We start from the raw sequence: 15,288 nt of genomic DNA, 5'->3' as shown, positions 1-15,288 counted from the left end.
TGGTTCACTCCTTGCCCAAGGCTGCTTTGGCCATCTTCAGCACGGCCAAGGAACACGCTTCCGGGCGGGCCAAGATCCGATTCGCCCAGACTCGCGGGTCCTTGTTGGTGTCGCCCGAAATCACCTGAGCCAGATCGCGCACGCGTCGTTGCCCTTCCCGGCGCCCTTGCTCCCAGTCTTGCGGGGAGGTCAGGGCCAATCGAGGCGGCGGGATTTCTGGCCACTGTCCTTTGGCCAGGTGATCTCCCAGCACTTTGTGCCAGCGTTGTTCCAGCTGCGTGTAGGCCTGATTCAGCATGTCAAACTGTCCAATGCTGATTGCTGCGTGATAGATAGCCGGGTGTGACCACTCGCCCATTTCTCCTCGCACTCGTGCTTGCATGCCACGCACAGCCTGGAAAAAGGCGGTTTCTGGTTCCAGTTGAGGGCGGCACGCGCGCAAGAACTCCGGCAAGCTGGGGGGCCAATCAAACATGCGACGGCAATTCTTGATGCCTAGTGCCACGTCATTGGGCGAGACACCTTCCTCGTCAAAAGCTTCGGCCCAGGCCTGTTTCCAGTCTTCAATGGCTTGCTTGTCCCGAAAGTTGGAGCGGAACTTGTTCGGATAAATGCCATTGAGCCGGTTGTACAAATGGTCCATCAGGCTGATGCCTTCCAGCTTGGTATGACGCAGCAGCCAGGGGTTGGAAAAATCAGATATCGATGACATCGTCTATCTCCTCGCGTTGCCGATGACGGTTCACATAAGCCAGGGGATCAAAGCCCGACGCCTGACCTGCACGGGGCTCGTTGCGTCCTTCCAGCCAGCTGGCCTTGCCCCCGCGCCAGCCACGCAACATGCACTCGGCCAGAAAGTCGTCCACGCTGTAGCCCATCTCCAAGGCACGGTGGGCTTCGGAACCCAGGCGGTTCAGGGCGGTTTGCGTCAAGGGCGCTTTGATCTCGCGGCGATGGCGCAGATAATCTGCGATCACTTCGGCACGGGGTTCAGCAGGCCAGGCAGAGAACTCCAGCGCCGGAGCCTTGCGACCTGCTTTTGTTTTTTCTGTATCTGTCTCTCCTTCTTTATCTGTCTCTTTATCTAGCGCGTTACCCGGCCGTTTCGGTAACGTTACGGACGCGTTACTACCCTCGTTACCGTCTTGCTCCTGTTTTTTTCTGGCCCGAAAACGCGCCACCCGCTCCGCGCTGCTGTCGGATTTCATCTGGCGTTTGTCCCACGCCAGAGGCTGCAAAGTTTCCTGGTCGATCAGGCCCACTTCGCTTAAGCGGCGCACCACATCGTCCAAGGTGCGCAGGTCCAGGCCCAGCTTGACGGCCACCTTGCGCAGCATCAGCGTGTCTTCGCTGTCTAGCACGCCCTGCCCTTTAAGGCAGAGCAAGGCCACGTAATGCCATCTGTCCTCGAAAGCCAGCAGACGCAACTTCTCGTCGTCCACCATCTCGGTATAGGCGCGAAACCACGGCATATTGCTCATAGGCACGCTCCTGACTGTGTGAGCCATCGACAAGCAAACTCGTGTCGATGGTTGTGAATACGTGTTTTCATGGCACCCCCGCCTGAAAAACCGCACGCCTCTGATGTATTTGCAAAAATATGACGCGCAGCAGGACCCCTGGCCCAAACAGGCCACGAACATCCGATTGATAGGCAATGCCCCAAGGGCACAAGAACTGCGTCACCCCATGACGCAATCGAACTGTCAGGCATGGCTTGCAAGCCAAACCCGTCGTAAATGCTTAGATATTTCTAGAGCTTTCTTTGGGTGCTGGGGCGGGCACCACCGGGTTCATGTGATGGAAGACCAGTTGCCAGACGCGCGGTATGACACCAGCCTTCTCCCATTGAGATATGCGGCCTTTGCTCAAGCCTGTGATACGCAATACGGCTCGGCGACCGCCCATTTCTTCGATGATGTGTTTAGCGTTCATGCATTGAGTATAGATAGTTCTAAACGTAAAGAAAAGAAATATCTAAACCTATGTTTAGTTTTTTCTTGTTTTAATGTCGGGTATGGATATTTACTCGATTCGCCGCAGAAACCTGCAACGCCTGATTGAAGACCGCGCTCACGGCAACGCGGCTGACTTTGCGCGCTCTATTGGGCGCACACGGGCGCAACTGGCCCAGTACCTGTCATCCACCTACAACGGTGGGCGCAGCATTGGCGAACGAGTGGCGCGAGCCATAGAAAAAGAAGTGGGTCTGGAAGCGCATAGCCTGGATCAGCAAGGCTATGGTTTTGGGGCCAAGCACGGTTTTGACTCCAACGTGCAAGACGCCATGATGGGCGAGCGGCGTATCCCCCTGCTGAACTATGTACAGGCAGGTGTGTTTCGGGATCCCGGTCAGAACTTCACGTTTGAAGAAGTGGAATATCTGCTGACGGACCTGTGTCTGTCCGAGCGTTCCTTTGCCTTGCAGATCAAGGGCGATTCCATGTTGCCGGACTTCAAGGAAGGCGACCGGATTATTGTGGATTGCGAGCTCACGCCCCGCCCCGGTGATTATGTGGTCGCCAAAAACAGCGAAGAAGAAGCCACCTTCAAGAAATACCGGCTCTTGTGCATAGATGAAGGTGGGCAAGAAATCTTTGAGCTGGTGCCGCTGAACGAAGACTATCCTTCCATTCGCAGCGACCAGCATGCTATTGAAATCATCGGCACCATGGTGGAGCACCGGAAATACTATCGGCGTTCGTAAAAAGCTGGCAGCGCAGGCTGCCATGCATGATGCGGCTTAACGCTTTTTCATTTCCTGATCAACCTTCTCCATCCAGGCCTGATCACAAGGGACGGGCTGTGCTGAGCGCTGACCATACAAACGGATATGCACCACGTTGCACCACTCCTGCGAGCCATAGTCAGGGCCATGCCCTTGTCCATCAGAGACAGCCAATTGACGATCCACCTTTTCCAGCCAGGCTTCGCTGCCGACTTTCTCGGTGGGCGCCGTAGTTTGGCAAGCGGCTAACAATAAAGCGGGGGCAAGCATCAAGATTCGCATGGCAATACCTGAAAAGAAGAGGCGAAACGTCCTTTATAGCAGAGTGCAAGAGGGTGGGTTGGGTTTTAGGCGGCGACAAAAGCGCAGGCTACCGGCCTGTCTCGGATTGCTCGAAGGCCTGACCCTGGATCACCCGGTTCAGGCGCACCGCCACCCCTCCTGGCCCGTTCCGGGCTGTTTATATTCCGTGTTCTTACCGACGCCGTTTGGCCTAAGCCTAGTAGGTTGGTCATGACATTCTGTCCCGGCACCATAGGATTGACGGACAATGCGTCGCTGTTTACCTTCAGAATGCTCGGTCGTTCTACTCTTGCTGTGCCGATTGTTTGTTGTTGAGACGCGGCGACAGACCACTTCTTCTTCTTCTTCTTCTTCTTCTTCTTCTGCTGCTGATTGCCACGGGTAGTGACTCTAATCGGCATGCACGGTGCCTGTTCTATGATTGGTGCGCATAGCGTTTAATGCTTTAGTTGCAGACAACGTGGCTGGATCATCGCTGCAGAGTGGTCGCTCTACTCTTCGCGCTCGTAGCATTAGCAGCTGAGCTTTTCGCACCAATCAGCTTTGTCTACCAAGATGGGGCCTGCAACTGCCGACATCTGTCTCCTTAGCTTAGGGCTGTAGCGTACTTAGTCACTGCCTGTATTCGTCCTCCCTGAGCCCTCCGAAATTCCTACTCAGTTTTCTCTTTAACGTCGACGTAGCTGGCTCTGCTAAGGCCTATTGCATCCATTCAGAATTCAAGTCGATTTGGAAATGAGGCTGTCCCCAATCAGTTTCCCCTCTCAATATTCCCTACCTCTAACATGGTCAAATTTGACCGCTTCTTGCTTGGATCTGTTCCTAAGTCATGCTGAACTAGCAGTTCTGACTATCTTTTTACGTCCTCTTTAAAGCCTCGATTTATCTGTTTGACGTGTATCAATCAGGCACCGAGCTAATCTGAACAAGAGGGAACGGAGTATGTCAGTCTAGCTATGGTTCTATTTGGCATACGGAAAAGATATGGCGGCTCAAGATATGGCCTCGCAGGCAAGCAATGAAGAATTGTCAGACACCAGGCTAGTGCAGGGTGAAGGGCCGGGACGCTGGAAGCGGATACAGGCCCAGCTGGCTCATCTGCCTATATTCAAGGAGCTGCCACCGGAACAGCTGGAGCCCATCGCTAAAGGCACTCAGGAAATACATGCTTTGCGTGGGACGACTTTATTTCACAGTGGTGACCCTTGTTTGGGCTTTCACATGTTGGTCTATGGTCGGGTGAAGCTGGTATTTGTCTCGTCCACGGGCTCAGAGCGCGTCGTTCGCCTGGTGGGGCCAGGAGAGGGGTTTGGTGAGGCGCTGATGTTCATGGGCCGTAATTACATTGTGACGGCCCAGACTTTGGTGGATTCTCTGCTCTTGCATATCAACAGAGACACCTTGATGGAGCAGCTGGAGAAGGGCAGTGATGTTGCTCGCCTGATGCTGGCTGGTTTAAGTGAGCGGCTTTATCGCTTGATGGGCGAGTTGGAGGCCTATACGCTGCAAAATGGTGTGCAACGTCTGGTGAATTACCTTTTGCAGGAGTGGCCGGGCGAAGAGGGTGTCCCCTTCAGGATCGATGTCGGTAAGTCCGTCATTGCTTCCCGCCTGAATCTGACCCCGGAGCACTTATCACGTACCTTGCGTGATTTGATGGACCGGGATCTGATTCGGGTTCAGCGACGTAATTTTACGATTCTGGACAGCGCGGCTTTGCGGCAATATGGTGCTCTGCCTGATATGCGCGGATAGCGCGCAGGCTACGGCGATAGCGCTGCCAGGCTGTGCATAGATTCCAAGTCAAGCTTGCAAAAGACAGCAGCAAAGCAGGAGCAGCTATCCAGGCGAAAGACTCGATCCCCAAGCTCGCACCTGTCCAAAGCACCAGACTTAGGCTATGCAAAGCCCAATGTGCTCGGGCGCTGGATGCCGGGATGTAGTTGGCAGTCTTGGGAATAAGGCGCAAGAGGGCACGCGTGTGCTCGGTATTGTCCGTATCCATGCTGACATACTCCTGGGCCTCTCGCCAAAGTAGAAAGGGCACGATGGTATAGAGCATCCCACAGACGACGGAACCCAAGGCTCCCATAATGAGCAAGACACCAATCGCCAGCTCTGCGTTGGAGGCGGCGGGATTGTGGGTCCAGAAGTTCAACAGAACAGCAATCAACAGGCTGCTTAAGGAGCTATACCAGAATAAAGTGCTGGCTCCTGCTGTCGGACGCTTGCGTTTCCAGAGGCGCGCCCACGTAATCACCGCCCATAAGCCGTAGCTTAAAAAGATCAGGTAGGTGACCAGATCACGCACAGGTAACCAGGAGCCAGGTAAGGAGGCCAGGGCCCACTGTGCAATCAACAGGGCTCCTACGACCCAAGGTAGCCAACGTACTAGAGGCGCTGGGTAGAGTTCGGTGATTTGAAAAATAGGCAGCAGTTGGAACGACATGGCAATCAGCAGCAAGCCTGCCCAAGCTGCCAGGCCCATCGTCATGTGCAGATTCAGCAAATTGGCGACGGCTTGTTCGCTTGCCAGGGCGACCAGCATGGCAAGCCCCGTTGAGACAGTCAGCAACAGTCCCAGCAAAGCCAGTCGGATAGGAGCAACTATTTCTTTGGCGCCGCGAAAGACGTCGCGCCGAGAGCGCCACAAGGCCAGCATGGCAGTCAGTAGATAAACCCCCAAAGCAAAGGCAAGACAAGCGCCTGCCAGCGTGTAAGCCCAGCTTTGCCAGCTAAGAAAGCCTGTCATCAGAAATAGTGTGCCAGCGCTGAGCAAGCCCCAAAAAGCTAGCGCCTGACCGCGTGACACCTGAATACGCACATTGCAGGCCACGGCCAGAATATGTGCCAAAGAGGCAAACATGGCACTGCCCACGATCCCCAAGGTCCAGGCATGGGTTATGGCCAAGGTGGCGGGGTGCCAGCGGGAGTTGAATAATTCCGGTCCGCTATAGAGCGCCAGCATGGCAGCCAGCAGTCCAAAAAAAGGGACATTCGCAAACAAGGGCAAGGTCAGTGACAAAGAGGGTGACTGATCCAGCGATAAAGCGCGTTGCATAGACTTAGTTCCTGCGGATGATGAGCTTGAAGCCGTTTTCTTGGTGGGTGCCGTGATACTTGAAGCCGCTGCGTCGCAGGATTTCATACAAGGGGAAAGGTTCTCGATCCAGCCACATGAGCAAGGCCTGGGTGGGAGCCAGTTCAGCCAGTGCTTCCAGGCAATGCTCCAAAGGCTCGGGTGCGGGCAGGCCGCGAGTATCCAGCGTGATCTCAGTTTGTGTCATCAAGACTCCAGCACGAAAGGCTTGGAAGGCATTGTGGACCATTCTGCCCGCCTATGGCGCAGGCAAAGTGGGACTTGTTTGCCACGGGTCAGGAGGTGGGAAGAATTTGATATGCGTTAAGGCCCCTTAATTTCAGAGCAGGCATAGTGGTGGTCTTGTCGAGCCAGGATCCACCCTGGCCAGATTGCTGATCGGGGAGTGTCATGAATACAGCGTCCACGGCTTTAGCCGCGTCCGATAACCCGCAGATGGAACTGGTTTGCCCAGCGGGCAGCTTACCTGCCTTGAAAGCAGCCATTGATAACGGAGCCGATAGTGTCTATCTGGGGTTCCGGGATGCCACCAACGCCCGGAACTTCGCCGGGCTTAATTTTGATGCACAGGCGATTGCACAAGGGATTGATTACGCACACCAGCGCGGCCGCAAAGTTTTGCTGGCTCTCAATACCTACCCGCAACCCAATGCCTGGCAACAGTGGCGCGACGCGGTGGACCGAGCTGCCCAGGCTCAGGTCGATGCGGTCATCATGGCAGACCCAGGATTGATGGCCTATGCCAGTCAGGCACATCCCAATCTGCGCTTGCACTTGTCGGTGCAGGGTTCAGCCACCAATCCGGAAGCCATCAAGTATTACCACCAGAACTTCGGTATTCAGCGCGTGGTTTTGCCGCGTGTCCTGTCCATGACCCAAGTGGAGCAGGTCTGTGAGCAGGTCCCTGTTCAGGTTGAGGTTTTTGGCTTTGGCAGCTTGTGCGTGATGGTGGAGGGCCGCTGTGCCTTGTCCTCCTATGCCACTGGTGAGTCCCCCAATACACATGGAGTCTGTTCCCCCGCCGGGCATGTGCGCTGGGAGCAGACAGATCAGGGTCTGGAGTCGCGTCTGAATGGTGTGTTGATCGACCGCTATCAGGATGGTGAAAACGCGGCTTACCCCACTTTGTGCAAAGGGCGTTTTGATGTGGCGGGCGAAAACTATTACGCACTGGAAGAGCCCACCAGCCTGAACACTTTGTCCTTGTTGCCACAACTGTTGGCGGCGGGTGTCAGCGCAATCAAGATTGAAGGCCGACAGCGCAGCCCGGCTTATGTGGCTCAAGTTACTCAGGTATGGCGGCAAGCCATTGATTCGGCCAAATCCACGCCAGCCCGTTATTCAGTCCATCCGGCCTGGATGGGTGCTTTGAACAAACTGGCCGAAGGGCAGCAACATACGCTGGGTGCCTATTCTCGGCCCTGGAAGTAGAGCATGGGAGGCTCAATCATGAAATTATCTTTAGGCCCCTTGCAGTATTACTGGTCCCGCGTTGCCACGATGCAGTTTTATGAGTCGGCCTGCGACTGGCCGATCGATGTGGTGTATCTGGGCGAGACCGTATGTTCGCGTCGTCACGAGCTACGACTGGATGATTGGCTGGATATTGCCCAGATGCTGGCCCAGGCTGGCAAGGTGCCGGTTCTGTCTAGTCAGGTCTTGCTGGAGTCCGGGCGGGACGTGAATACGCTACGCAAGGTCACCGAACAGGCTGATTATCTGGTCGAAGCCAATGATATGGGAGCAGTACGTTTGATGCAGGGTCGGGACTTTGTCGCCGGCCCTTTTTTAAATGTTTATAACGGGCCAGTGCTGGATTTGATTGCTTCTCAAGGCGCGGTGCGTTGGGTGATGCCTCTGGAAATGGGCCGTGCAGGATTGGCGCAGTTGCAGCAAGACAGACCTGCCGGTTTGGAAACCGAGGTCTTTGCCTTCGGGCGTTTGCCCCTGGCTTTCTCGGCCCGTTGCTTTGCGGCGCGTAACCGCAATCTGCCTAAGGACAATTGCCAGTACGTGTGCATGGACTATCCCGATGGCTTGCTGCTGGAAACCCGTGAAGGGCAGGGTTTTCTGACGATTAACGGTATCCAGACTCAATCCGCCTGGGTGTACACCTTACTGGAGCAGGTACAGGATTTGCGCGATTTGGGTGTGAATATGCTGCGTTTGAGTCCGCAATCTCAGCATATGGATGCGGTCGTGCATTTGTTTAATGACGTGATTCAGGGGCGTATTCAGGCAAGGGATGCCCACGAGGATATGCTGCCTTTACTGCCCGCTAAGGCCTGCAACGGTTTCTGGCATGGTCGCCCCGGTTTGGAATGGGTGTCGCCGGTGTCAGAGCGTTTTTAAGGGAGGGATGGAAGAATGAATGAAATAACGACTCCCCGTTTACCCGCTGTTGTGGCGGGTGTTTTAAGCCGATTACCTCCGTGGCCCGGCTCCCGCTTGTTTTGTACGGGCTTGAACGTGCTGATGCGTCCGCACTTGCCGGCTGACATTGCGGAACGGTTGGAAGGGCGAGCTTTACGCATACAGGTGGCGGATGCCGGCTTAGCGTTTGACTATACGTGGCGCCAAGGGGCTTTTTATCCTCTGTCGGCACGCGTACAACGTCCGGATTTGACTCTGAAAGCGGATCTTTGGGCTTTTTATCAGCTTTTGCAGCGGCAGGAAGATCCGGATACCTTGTTCTTTAATCGACGTCTGTCGATTGAGGGTGATACCGAATTGGGTCTGATGGTGAAAAACACCCTGGACGCCTTGGACCCCGATATTCTGCATCCGCGTGCAGTGCTTAAACAGGGTAAAGCGGCTTTACAGGATGTACTGCGCCGCCCGATTCGCACCCCCGCTTCTTCCTGAGACAATTAAGAGCGTCGCACTTCAAAGTGCGGAAACAGCTTCTGGAGGTTTTCCAAAATCTCCGCTCCTGGGTAGGCCTGCAAAGCCTGCCCAGTTTCATTCAGGAAATCGTCATCACAGCCTTGTGTGCGGAAAATCTGCACGGCATAGCGCTGGACGCCCAGCTCATGCAGGTGTTGTCCCAAAGCTTGTACCGAGGCGGGACTGTGCAACTGGGGATGAATAGTGCTGCGGCACTCAAACAGAACGTCTTCGTTCAGCAGCAACTGCAAACTGCGTAAGGGCGCAGCGGCACTATTGCTGCGTTGAGTAATGGCGTCGTAGTGACTGAACTCTGCCTTGATATCCAGGCCTATCCAGTCCACCCAAGGCAGGATTTCCAGCAGTCTGGCCGGATGTGTGCCGGCCGTGTGTAAACCGATTTTGAAACCCAGCCTGCGCACCGCGCGGATGGCGGGGCCCAGGGCCGGGTCCAGTGTGGGCTCGCCGCCGCTAAACACGACGGCATCCAGCAGGCCGACGCGGCGATTCAGAAAGTCCAGCAAGGCGTTCCAATCAATAGCACTGTCTGGTGTGCGCTCTTGCAGGTGGGGATTGTGGCAGTAGCCACAGCGCCAGGGGCAGCCTTGCACAAAGATGACAGCGGCTAATTGGCCGGGGTAATCCGTAGCCGAGAAAGGGGCGCAGCCACCCACTTTCAATGCCACTTTGTGGGCAGGCGTGGCCGGGTAAAGATGGCGCGTGGCGTAAGTCATGGAATTTGACCGGGCTGTTTATAGGGTGGGGACGGCATTGCTTGCGCAGGCGCTGGCTTCGGTGAAGTAGCGTCGCTCATGAAACTCACCTTGCTTGCCAATATTGAAAGACGACATGGGACGGTGATAGCCCATGACGCGTGTCCAGATTTCGCAAGGCTGGCGTTCGGAATCTTGAAGAGTGATGGTGTCGGTATTCATGAATAACTCCTTGGAAAAAAGGGCCGTCACGCTATGCGGATGTGACTAGCCTGGGTGTGTGCCAAGAGGCTGGTTGTAGATAAAGGCTGAGGACAACTAAAAGCCTGGTTTTAGTTGAGCCAAGTGGATTGGGTTTAGCCTGTCTTGGTAAAAAGTTGACTTGAAGAGATCGGCTTTAATGGACTGATGTCGGTGTCGGTGTCGGTGTCGGTGTCGGTGTCGGTGTCGGTGTCGACGACGGCGTTGACGTGTCCGCAATAACTTCGTTTTGAACGTCAGCCTCGGCCCGAGCTTGAGCTATCTTGTTGGCCAGCAATTCGCTGTCGCAATGCGGGCAAAACTCATGTTTTCCAGACAGATAGCCGTGCTTGGGGCAGATAGAAAATGTGGGCGTAACGGTGATGTAAGGCAAGGAAAAATGGTTCAAGGCTCGTTGCACCAGATTGCGGCAGGCATCAGTGCTGGACAGTGCTTCGGTCATATAGAGGTGCAGCACGGTGCCGCCGGTGTATTTGCCTTGCAGCTCGTCTTGTCGCTCCAATGCCTCGAAGGGGTCTTCAGTAAAGCCCACCGGCAGTTGTGAGGAATTGGTGTAGTAGGGCATTTGCTCGGTCCCTGCTTGCAGAATGTCGGGCCAGCGGGCGCGATCTTCTTTGGCAAAGCGGTAAGTGGTGCCCTCGGCAGGGGTGGCTTCCAGGTTGTACAGGTGGCCGGTACTTTCCTGAAACTCCACCATGCGCTCCCGAATATGGTCCAGCAAACGCAGGGCAAAGCGGTGCCCCCACGGCGTGCAAAGATTTTGCTTGTCCTGGGTAAAGTTGCGGATCATCTCGTTAATGCCGTTAACTCCCAGTGTGGAGAAGTGATTGCGCAAGGTGCCCAGATAGCGGCGTGTGTAGGGAAACAGCCCTTGGTCCATATGCTGCTGGATCACCGTGCGCTTGATTTCCAGGCTGTCGCGGCCCATTTCCAGCAGTTCATCCAAACGGGCAAACAGTCCGGCTTCATCGCCTTGATACAGATGACCCAGGCGGGCGCAGTTCAGGGTGACCACTCCCAGGGAGCCAGTTTGTTCGGCAGAGCCAAACAAGCCATTACCGCGTTTGAGCAGCTCGCGCAGATCCAGCTGCAGGCGGCAGCACATGGAGCGGATCATATTGGGTTCCAGCTCGGAGTTAATGAAGTTCTGGAAGTAGGGCAGGCCATATTTGGCCGTCATGGCAAACAGGCGCTCGGCATTCGGGCTGTGCCAGTCAAAATTCCGGGTGATGTTGTAGGTGGGGATCGGAAAGGTGAAGGCACGGCCACGGGCATCGCCCTCGCTCATGACTTCGATATAGGCCTGGTTGATCATGTCCATTTCGGTCTGCAGATCCCCGTAGCAAAACGGCATTTCTTCGCCACCGATTTGCGGAACTTGCTCGCGCAGGTCGTCGGGGCACACCCAGTCAAAGGTCAGATTGGTAAAGGGCGTCTGTGTCCCCCAGCGCGAGGGTACGTTCAGGTTGTAGATCAGTTCCTGCATGCATTGGCGCACCTGCTTGTAGCTCAGGCCGTCCTTGCGGATGAAGGGCGCCATATAGGTATCAAAGGAGCTGAAGGCCTGGGCACCGGCCCATTCGTTCTGCAGGGTGCCCAGGAAATTGACGACCTGACCGACCGCACTGCTTAGATGACGGGGTGGGCCGGATTCGATTTTTCCGGGTACGCCATTGAGCCCTTCGTTCAGGAAAGTGCGCAAGGACCAGCCGGCGCAGTAGCCAGAGAGCATGTCCAGATCGTGGATGTGCAGGTCGGCCTGACGGTGTGCCTGGCCGATCGCTTCGGGGTAAACGTGGCTGAGCCAGTAGTTGGCAATCATCTTGCCCGAGCTGTTCAGAATTAGACCGCCCAGCGAATAGCCCTGGTTGGCATTGGCTTGCACGCGCCAGTCCTGGCGGTCCAGATATTCAGTAATGGAACGGATGATGTCCAGCTGAGCAGCTGGACGCGATGCAGTTTCCTGGGTAGCCATATTTTTCACCAAAACCTATATGTAGTGATTTTTAGGATTCACGACACTATATATGGTGGTTTTTGGAGAGGCTAGGCGATTGTCGTCCAGGCTTGATCTAGGTTAATTTTGTGCTCGAAGTGACTGGATCAAGGATTTTGTCGGAAAGAAGTCGTTGGGCACTCCTTAGCCTGATCGTTCGTAGGTGGAGATTTATGAAGTCGAGGTGGTCGTGCTGCCAGGTATAAAGAGTTGGCTATGGCCATGCTATGCAAGCAAGCAAGCTGTTTATGTGGGTTGCGTGCAAGTAGCACAACAGCAGCTTGGCTCCTGCCGGTGGAGTCGCACTGTAGCGGGCTCCACGGATAAGCGGTGTACTTGTCTGTTACAGTGCGCCGTCTCTTTTCCGAGAGGCAAAAAAATACCCGCTGACTTTTTACAGGCCAGCGGGTATTTCTTGAATAGCAGGACTTGAATAGCGGGTTTAGTGCTTGAATCGTGCTTTTAGCGCAATACAAAGTGCCTGCTGATACTGGCTGACTTGCTCAAGCAGGCGTTCTTCGTGGGAAGCCCAGCTTTGTTTCTGCTCTTCGGTGCGTGTGGGGGCGGGTGACCAGGCAGAGTCCGGAAAGAAAGGGTCGTCCTTCCAGCGAGGGATGATGTGCCAATGCAGATGCGGCACTTGATTTCCGAATTGAGCCAGATTGATCTTGGCGACTCCCAGTTGTTCACGCTGAGTCTGCTCAACCACATATACGGCTGCCATGATGTGCTGCCGTTGTTCTTCAGACAGGTCTGTCATTTCAGCCACATGATCTTGCCAGATTACCCGTGTATAGCCGGGAAACGGGCTGTCCGTGACGGCCAGTACCTGCAGCCCTGCACCCGACCATAGCAATTGATCGGGTTTCAAGGCACACAGGGGGCAAGTGTGGGTGCTCATGCAGGCTGACCGAAGAACAGGTTCTGCAAGGCAACGCCTGGATCAGGTTCACGCATGAAGGCCTCACCGACCAGGAAGGCCTGCACCTGGTTCTCGCGCATCAGGGCCACATCTTCAATGGTGTGAATACCGCTTTCGGTGACAACGCGTTTTTCGCTGGGGATAAAAGGCAGCAGGTCCAGCGTGTTCTGGGTGCTGGTTTCAAAGGTGCGCAGATTGCGGTTATTGATGCCCAGCAGGCTGGTCTTCATTTGCAAGGCAATATCCAGCTCGGCGCGGTCATGTACTTCAACCAGTACGTCCATGCCCAGTTCGTGGGCCATTTCTTCGTACTCCATCAGCTGATCCTTCTCCAGCGCGGCGACGATCAGCAAGATGCAGTCGGCACCCATGGCTCGGGCATGGATGATCTGATAGGGGTCAATAATGAAATCTTTGCGCAGTACGGGCAGTGCGCATACGGCACGGGCCTGGCGCAGGTGGTCGTAGGAACCCTGGAAATACTGGATATCGGTCAGGACCGACAGGCAGGCCGCGCCGTGGGCGGCGTAGCTGGAGGCAATCTCAGTCGGGTTGAAGTCGGCACGGATCACACCCTTGGACGGGGAAGCCTTTTTGACTTCCGCAATAATGGCAGGCTTGCCTTGAGCAATCTTGTCTTCAATGGCGCTGGCAAAGCCGCGCAGGTCGTTCCGGTTCTTCGCTTCGCGCAGCAGATCGGACTCGCTGCGCAGTTGGCGGGCGGTGACGACTTCAGCTCTTTTGGTGTCGAGGATCTTGGCCAGAATGTCGTTCATGGATTTAACTTCCTTGTATAAGCGCGGAATTGTTCGAGTTTTTCGCGTGCGGCACCGTTGGCAATGGCCTCAAAAGCCATGCGCAGGCCTTGTTCAATGGAGTCGGCGTGGTTGGCAGCATAGATGGCCAAACCAGCATTGAGGCCCACGATATCACGAGCCGTACCCTCTTGGTTATTGAGGGCTTCCATAATCATCACGGCAGATTCTTCCTTGCTGGAGACGCGAATGCTGCGGTTGGAGGTCATGGCCATGCCAAAGTCTTCGGGGTGAATTTCGTATTCCCGCACCTGACCGTCTTTCAGTTCGCCCACCAGGGTGGCCGCACCCAGAGAGGCTTCATCCATACCGTCCTTGCCGTGCACGATCAGCACGTGCTTAGCGCCCAGGCGTTGCATTACGCGCACCTGAATCCCCACCAGGTCCGGGTGGAAGACGCCCATCAATTGGTTGGTTGCTCCGGCCGGGTTGGTCAGTGGGCCCAGAATATTGAAAATAGTGCGCACGCCCAGCTCTTTGCGGACAGCAGCCACATTTTTCATGGCGCCGTGGTGAGCGGGGGCGAACATGAAACCAATATTGGTTTCGGCAATGCTTTGCGCCACTTGCTCGGGCGAGAAGGTCAGGTTCACGCCCAGGGCTTCCAGCACGTCCGCACTACCGGACGAGGAAGAGGCACTGCGGTTGCCGTGCTTGGCTACTTTCACTCCTACGGAGGCGGCCACAAACATGGAGGCGGTGGAGATATTGAAGGTATTGGAGCCGTCGCCACCTGTACCGCACATATCCAGCAGTTCGTCCGGATTGGGCGTAATGACGGGGGTGGCAAATTCGCGCATCACCTGGGCGGCGGCAGAAATTTCACCCACGCTTTCTTTTTTCACGCGCAAGCCCATCAGCAAGGCAGCCGCGATCTGAGGCGACATTTCGCCGCGCATCAGCATGCGCATCAGATGCAGCATTTCGTCGTGGAAGATTTCCCGGTGTTCGATACAGCGCACCAGTGCTTCGGTAGGAGTGATGGTGTTCATGATTTAAAGGTCCAGAAAGTTCTTCAGTAAGGCGTGGCCATGCTCGCTTAGCACCGACTCGGGGTGAAACTGCACGCCATAAATAGGCAATTCGCGGTGACGGACACCCATGATCTCGCCGTCTTCGGTTTGCGCGGTTACCTCCAGACAGTCGGGCAGGCTGTCGCGCTCGATGGCCAGGGAGTGATAACGGGTGACGTTAAAGGGCGAGGGCAAGTTGCTGAATACGTCCGTGCCCTGGTGAGTAATAGGGGAGACTTTCCCATGCATGATTTGCTGCGCACGGATAATGCGCGCACCAAAAGCATGCCCGATCGCCTGATGACCCAGGCAGACGCCCAGAATCGGTAGCTTGCCGGCAAAGTGCTGGATCAGTGCAACCGACAGGCCCGCATCCGCAGGGGACTTGGGGCCGGGCGAGACGCACAGATGGCTGGGATTCAAGGCTTCAATTTCTTCAAGTGTGACTTGATCGTTGCGTCGTACCACTACTTCCTGACCCAGTTCTCCAAAGTACTGGACCAGGTTGTAGGTAAACGAGTCATAGTTATCGAGCATGAACAGCATGGGAA

At 55.4% G+C, this 15,288-nt stretch carries 18 protein-coding genes; 6 read left to right on the top strand and 12 right to left on the bottom strand.

The genetic code is table 11. The features are described from left to right. Nucleotides 1–4: 4 nt before the first annotated feature. Entirely contained in the window at nt 5–712 is a 708-nt protein-coding gene (locus D0C27_RS09480; RefSeq protein ID WP_137430850.1) for a replication protein P, read from the bottom strand. After that, on the bottom strand, nt 696–1,481 hold the full coding sequence (locus D0C27_RS09475) for a hypothetical protein (protein WP_137430849.1): 786 nt from the start codon (nt 1,479–1,481) through the stop codon (nt 696–698). Before D0C27_RS09475 ends, D0C27_RS09480 begins: the two co-directional genes overlap by 17 nt. Before the next feature lie 103 nt (nt 1,482–1,584). Here D0C27_RS09475 and D0C27_RS09470 point away from each other — a divergent pair, with 103 nt between their 5' ends. Together D0C27_RS09470 and D0C27_RS09465 are read left to right on the top strand one after the other, a co-directional pair. Beyond that, entirely contained in the window at nt 1,585–2,064 is a 480-nt protein-coding gene (locus D0C27_RS09470; protein WP_137430848.1) for a hypothetical protein, read from the top strand. Beyond that, a complete protein-coding gene (locus D0C27_RS09465; protein WP_088453217.1) occupies nt 2,018–2,707 on the top strand; it encodes a LexA family protein in 690 nt (229 codons plus the stop codon). Before D0C27_RS09470 ends, D0C27_RS09465 begins: the two co-directional genes overlap by 47 nt. A gap of 36 nt (nt 2,708–2,743) precedes the next feature. On the opposite strand, the gene D0C27_RS09460 is transcribed toward D0C27_RS09465, so the two are convergent. After that, entirely contained in the window at nt 2,744–3,010 is a 267-nt protein-coding gene (locus tag D0C27_RS09460; RefSeq protein ID WP_035275328.1) for a hypothetical protein, read from the bottom strand. Between the two features lie 1,005 nt (nt 3,011–4,015). On the opposite strand from D0C27_RS09460, the gene D0C27_RS09455 reads away from it, so the two are divergent. Then, complete coding sequence (locus D0C27_RS09455) at nt 4,016–4,786, top strand: Crp/Fnr family transcriptional regulator (RefSeq protein ID WP_052159203.1); 771 nt, start codon at nt 4,016–4,018, stop codon at nt 4,784–4,786. Here D0C27_RS09455 and D0C27_RS09450 read toward each other — a convergent pair. Continuing rightward, a complete protein-coding gene (locus tag D0C27_RS09450; RefSeq protein ID WP_137430847.1) occupies nt 4,725–6,092 on the bottom strand; it encodes a hypothetical protein in 1,368 nt (455 codons plus the stop codon). The genes D0C27_RS09455 and D0C27_RS09450 overlap by 62 nt on opposite strands. A gap of 4 nt (nt 6,093–6,096) precedes the next feature. Next, nucleotides 6,097–6,318 carry a DUF2249 domain-containing protein gene (locus tag D0C27_RS09445; RefSeq protein ID WP_035268878.1) on the bottom strand — a complete coding sequence of 74 codons (222 nt, stop codon included), beginning with the start codon at nt 6,316–6,318 and terminating at the stop codon, nt 6,097–6,099. Between the two features lie 248 nt (nt 6,319–6,566). Here D0C27_RS09445 and ubiU point away from each other — a divergent pair, with 248 nt between their 5' ends. Genes ubiU through ubiT form a run of 3 tightly spaced genes read left to right on the top strand, consistent with a single transcriptional unit; the run spans nt 6,567 to nt 8,996 of the window. Further along, nucleotides 6,567–7,562, top strand: coding sequence for a ubiquinone anaerobic biosynthesis protein UbiU (gene ubiU / locus D0C27_RS09440; protein WP_009458516.1), 996 nt, complete (start codon nt 6,567–6,569; stop codon nt 7,560–7,562). 18 nt (nt 7,563–7,580) lie between these two features. After that, a complete protein-coding gene (gene ubiV / locus D0C27_RS09435; protein WP_031232782.1) occupies nt 7,581–8,483 on the top strand; it encodes a ubiquinone anaerobic biosynthesis protein UbiV in 903 nt (300 codons plus the stop codon). A 15-nt stretch (nt 8,484–8,498) separates the two neighbouring features. Then, the gene (gene ubiT, locus D0C27_RS09430) at nt 8,499–8,996 is read left to right on the top strand and encodes a ubiquinone anaerobic biosynthesis accessory factor UbiT (RefSeq protein WP_035268506.1); all 498 of its coding nucleotides are present in this window, start codon (nt 8,499–8,501) and stop codon (nt 8,994–8,996) included. 5 nt (nt 8,997–9,001) lie between these two features. Here the strand turns inward: ubiT and D0C27_RS09425 are convergent, their stop codons facing one another. The 7 genes from D0C27_RS09425 to D0C27_RS09395 all read right to left on the bottom strand — a co-directional run bounded on the left by D0C27_RS09425 (nt 9,002) and on the right by D0C27_RS09395 (nt 15,283). Next, nucleotides 9,002–9,751, bottom strand: a complete 750-nt coding sequence (locus D0C27_RS09425) for an anaerobic ribonucleoside-triphosphate reductase activating protein (RefSeq protein ID WP_060186099.1) — start codon at nt 9,749–9,751, stop codon at nt 9,002–9,004. A gap of 18 nt (nt 9,752–9,769) precedes the next feature. Continuing rightward, the gene (gene nrdD / locus D0C27_RS09420) at nt 9,770–9,952 is read right to left on the bottom strand and encodes an anaerobic ribonucleoside-triphosphate reductase (protein WP_009458520.1); all 183 of its coding nucleotides are present in this window, start codon (nt 9,950–9,952) and stop codon (nt 9,770–9,772) included. 175 nt (nt 9,953–10,127) lie between these two features. After that, on the bottom strand, nt 10,128–11,966 hold the full coding sequence (locus D0C27_RS09415) for a ribonucleoside triphosphate reductase (RefSeq protein WP_137430846.1): 1,839 nt from the start codon (nt 11,964–11,966) through the stop codon (nt 10,128–10,130). A gap of 463 nt (nt 11,967–12,429) precedes the next feature. Beyond that, nucleotides 12,430–12,888, bottom strand: a complete 459-nt coding sequence (locus tag D0C27_RS09410) for an HIT family protein (protein WP_137430845.1) — start codon at nt 12,886–12,888, stop codon at nt 12,430–12,432. Further along, nucleotides 12,885–13,685, bottom strand: coding sequence for an indole-3-glycerol phosphate synthase TrpC (trpC, locus tag D0C27_RS09405; RefSeq protein WP_009458523.1), 801 nt, complete (start codon nt 13,683–13,685; stop codon nt 12,885–12,887). The genes D0C27_RS09410 and trpC overlap by 4 nt, the downstream gene beginning before the upstream one ends. Beyond that, nucleotides 13,682–14,716 carry an anthranilate phosphoribosyltransferase gene (gene trpD / locus D0C27_RS09400; RefSeq protein WP_035268496.1) on the bottom strand — a complete coding sequence of 345 codons (1,035 nt, stop codon included), beginning with the start codon at nt 14,714–14,716 and terminating at the stop codon, nt 13,682–13,684. The genes trpC and trpD overlap by 4 nt, the downstream gene beginning before the upstream one ends. Before the next feature lie 3 nt (nt 14,717–14,719). Then, nucleotides 14,720–15,283 carry an anthranilate synthase component II gene (locus D0C27_RS09395; RefSeq protein WP_021447083.1) on the bottom strand — a complete coding sequence of 188 codons (564 nt, stop codon included), beginning with the start codon at nt 15,281–15,283 and terminating at the stop codon, nt 14,720–14,722. Nucleotides 15,284–15,288: the final 5 nt, after the last annotated feature.

This window comes from Alcaligenes faecalis (genome assembly GCF_005311025.1).
GTDB classification, from domain to species: domain Bacteria; phylum Pseudomonadota; class Gammaproteobacteria; order Burkholderiales; family Burkholderiaceae_B; genus Alcaligenes; species Alcaligenes phenolicus.
Note: the sequence above shows the minus strand (reverse complement) of the source record. Positions and strands in the feature narration are given on the sequence as shown.

Coding starts and splice junctions, on each gene's coding strand:
- D0C27_RS09480 (WP_137430850.1), bottom strand. CDS start 712: ATGTCATCGATATCTGATTTTTCCAACCCCTGGCTGCTGCGTCATACC.
- D0C27_RS09475 (WP_137430849.1), bottom strand. CDS start 1,481: ATGAGCAATATGCCGTGGTTTCGCGCCTATACCGAGATGGTGGACGAC.
- D0C27_RS09470 (WP_137430848.1), top strand. CDS start 1,585: ATGTATTTGCAAAAATATGACGCGCAGCAGGACCCCTGGCCCAAACAG.
- D0C27_RS09465 (WP_088453217.1), top strand. CDS start 2,018: ATGGATATTTACTCGATTCGCCGCAGAAACCTGCAACGCCTGATTGAA.
- D0C27_RS09460 (WP_035275328.1), bottom strand. CDS start 3,010: ATGCGAATCTTGATGCTTGCCCCCGCTTTATTGTTAGCCGCTTGCCAA.
- D0C27_RS09455 (WP_052159203.1), top strand. CDS start 4,016: ATGGCGGCTCAAGATATGGCCTCGCAGGCAAGCAATGAAGAATTGTCA.
- D0C27_RS09450 (WP_137430847.1), bottom strand. CDS start 6,092: ATGCAACGCGCTTTATCGCTGGATCAGTCACCCTCTTTGTCACTGACC.
- D0C27_RS09445 (WP_035268878.1), bottom strand. CDS start 6,318: ATGACACAAACTGAGATCACGCTGGATACTCGCGGCCTGCCCGCACCC.
- ubiU (WP_009458516.1), top strand. CDS start 6,567: ATGGAACTGGTTTGCCCAGCGGGCAGCTTACCTGCCTTGAAAGCAGCC.
- ubiV (WP_031232782.1), top strand. CDS start 7,581: ATGAAATTATCTTTAGGCCCCTTGCAGTATTACTGGTCCCGCGTTGCC.
- ubiT (WP_035268506.1), top strand. CDS start 8,499: ATGAATGAAATAACGACTCCCCGTTTACCCGCTGTTGTGGCGGGTGTT.
- D0C27_RS09425 (WP_060186099.1), bottom strand. CDS start 9,751: ATGACTTACGCCACGCGCCATCTTTACCCGGCCACGCCTGCCCACAAA.
- nrdD (WP_009458520.1), bottom strand. CDS start 9,952: ATGAATACCGACACCATCACTCTTCAAGATTCCGAACGCCAGCCTTGC.
- D0C27_RS09415 (WP_137430846.1), bottom strand. CDS start 11,966: ATGGCTACCCAGGAAACTGCATCGCGTCCAGCTGCTCAGCTGGACATC.
- D0C27_RS09410 (WP_137430845.1), bottom strand. CDS start 12,888: ATGAGCACCCACACTTGCCCCCTGTGTGCCTTGAAACCCGATCAATTG.
- trpC (WP_009458523.1), bottom strand. CDS start 13,685: ATGAACGACATTCTGGCCAAGATCCTCGACACCAAAAGAGCTGAAGTC.
- trpD (WP_035268496.1), bottom strand. CDS start 14,716: ATGAACACCATCACTCCTACCGAAGCACTGGTGCGCTGTATCGAACAC.
- D0C27_RS09395 (WP_021447083.1), bottom strand. CDS start 15,283: ATGCTGTTCATGCTCGATAACTATGACTCGTTTACCTACAACCTGGTC.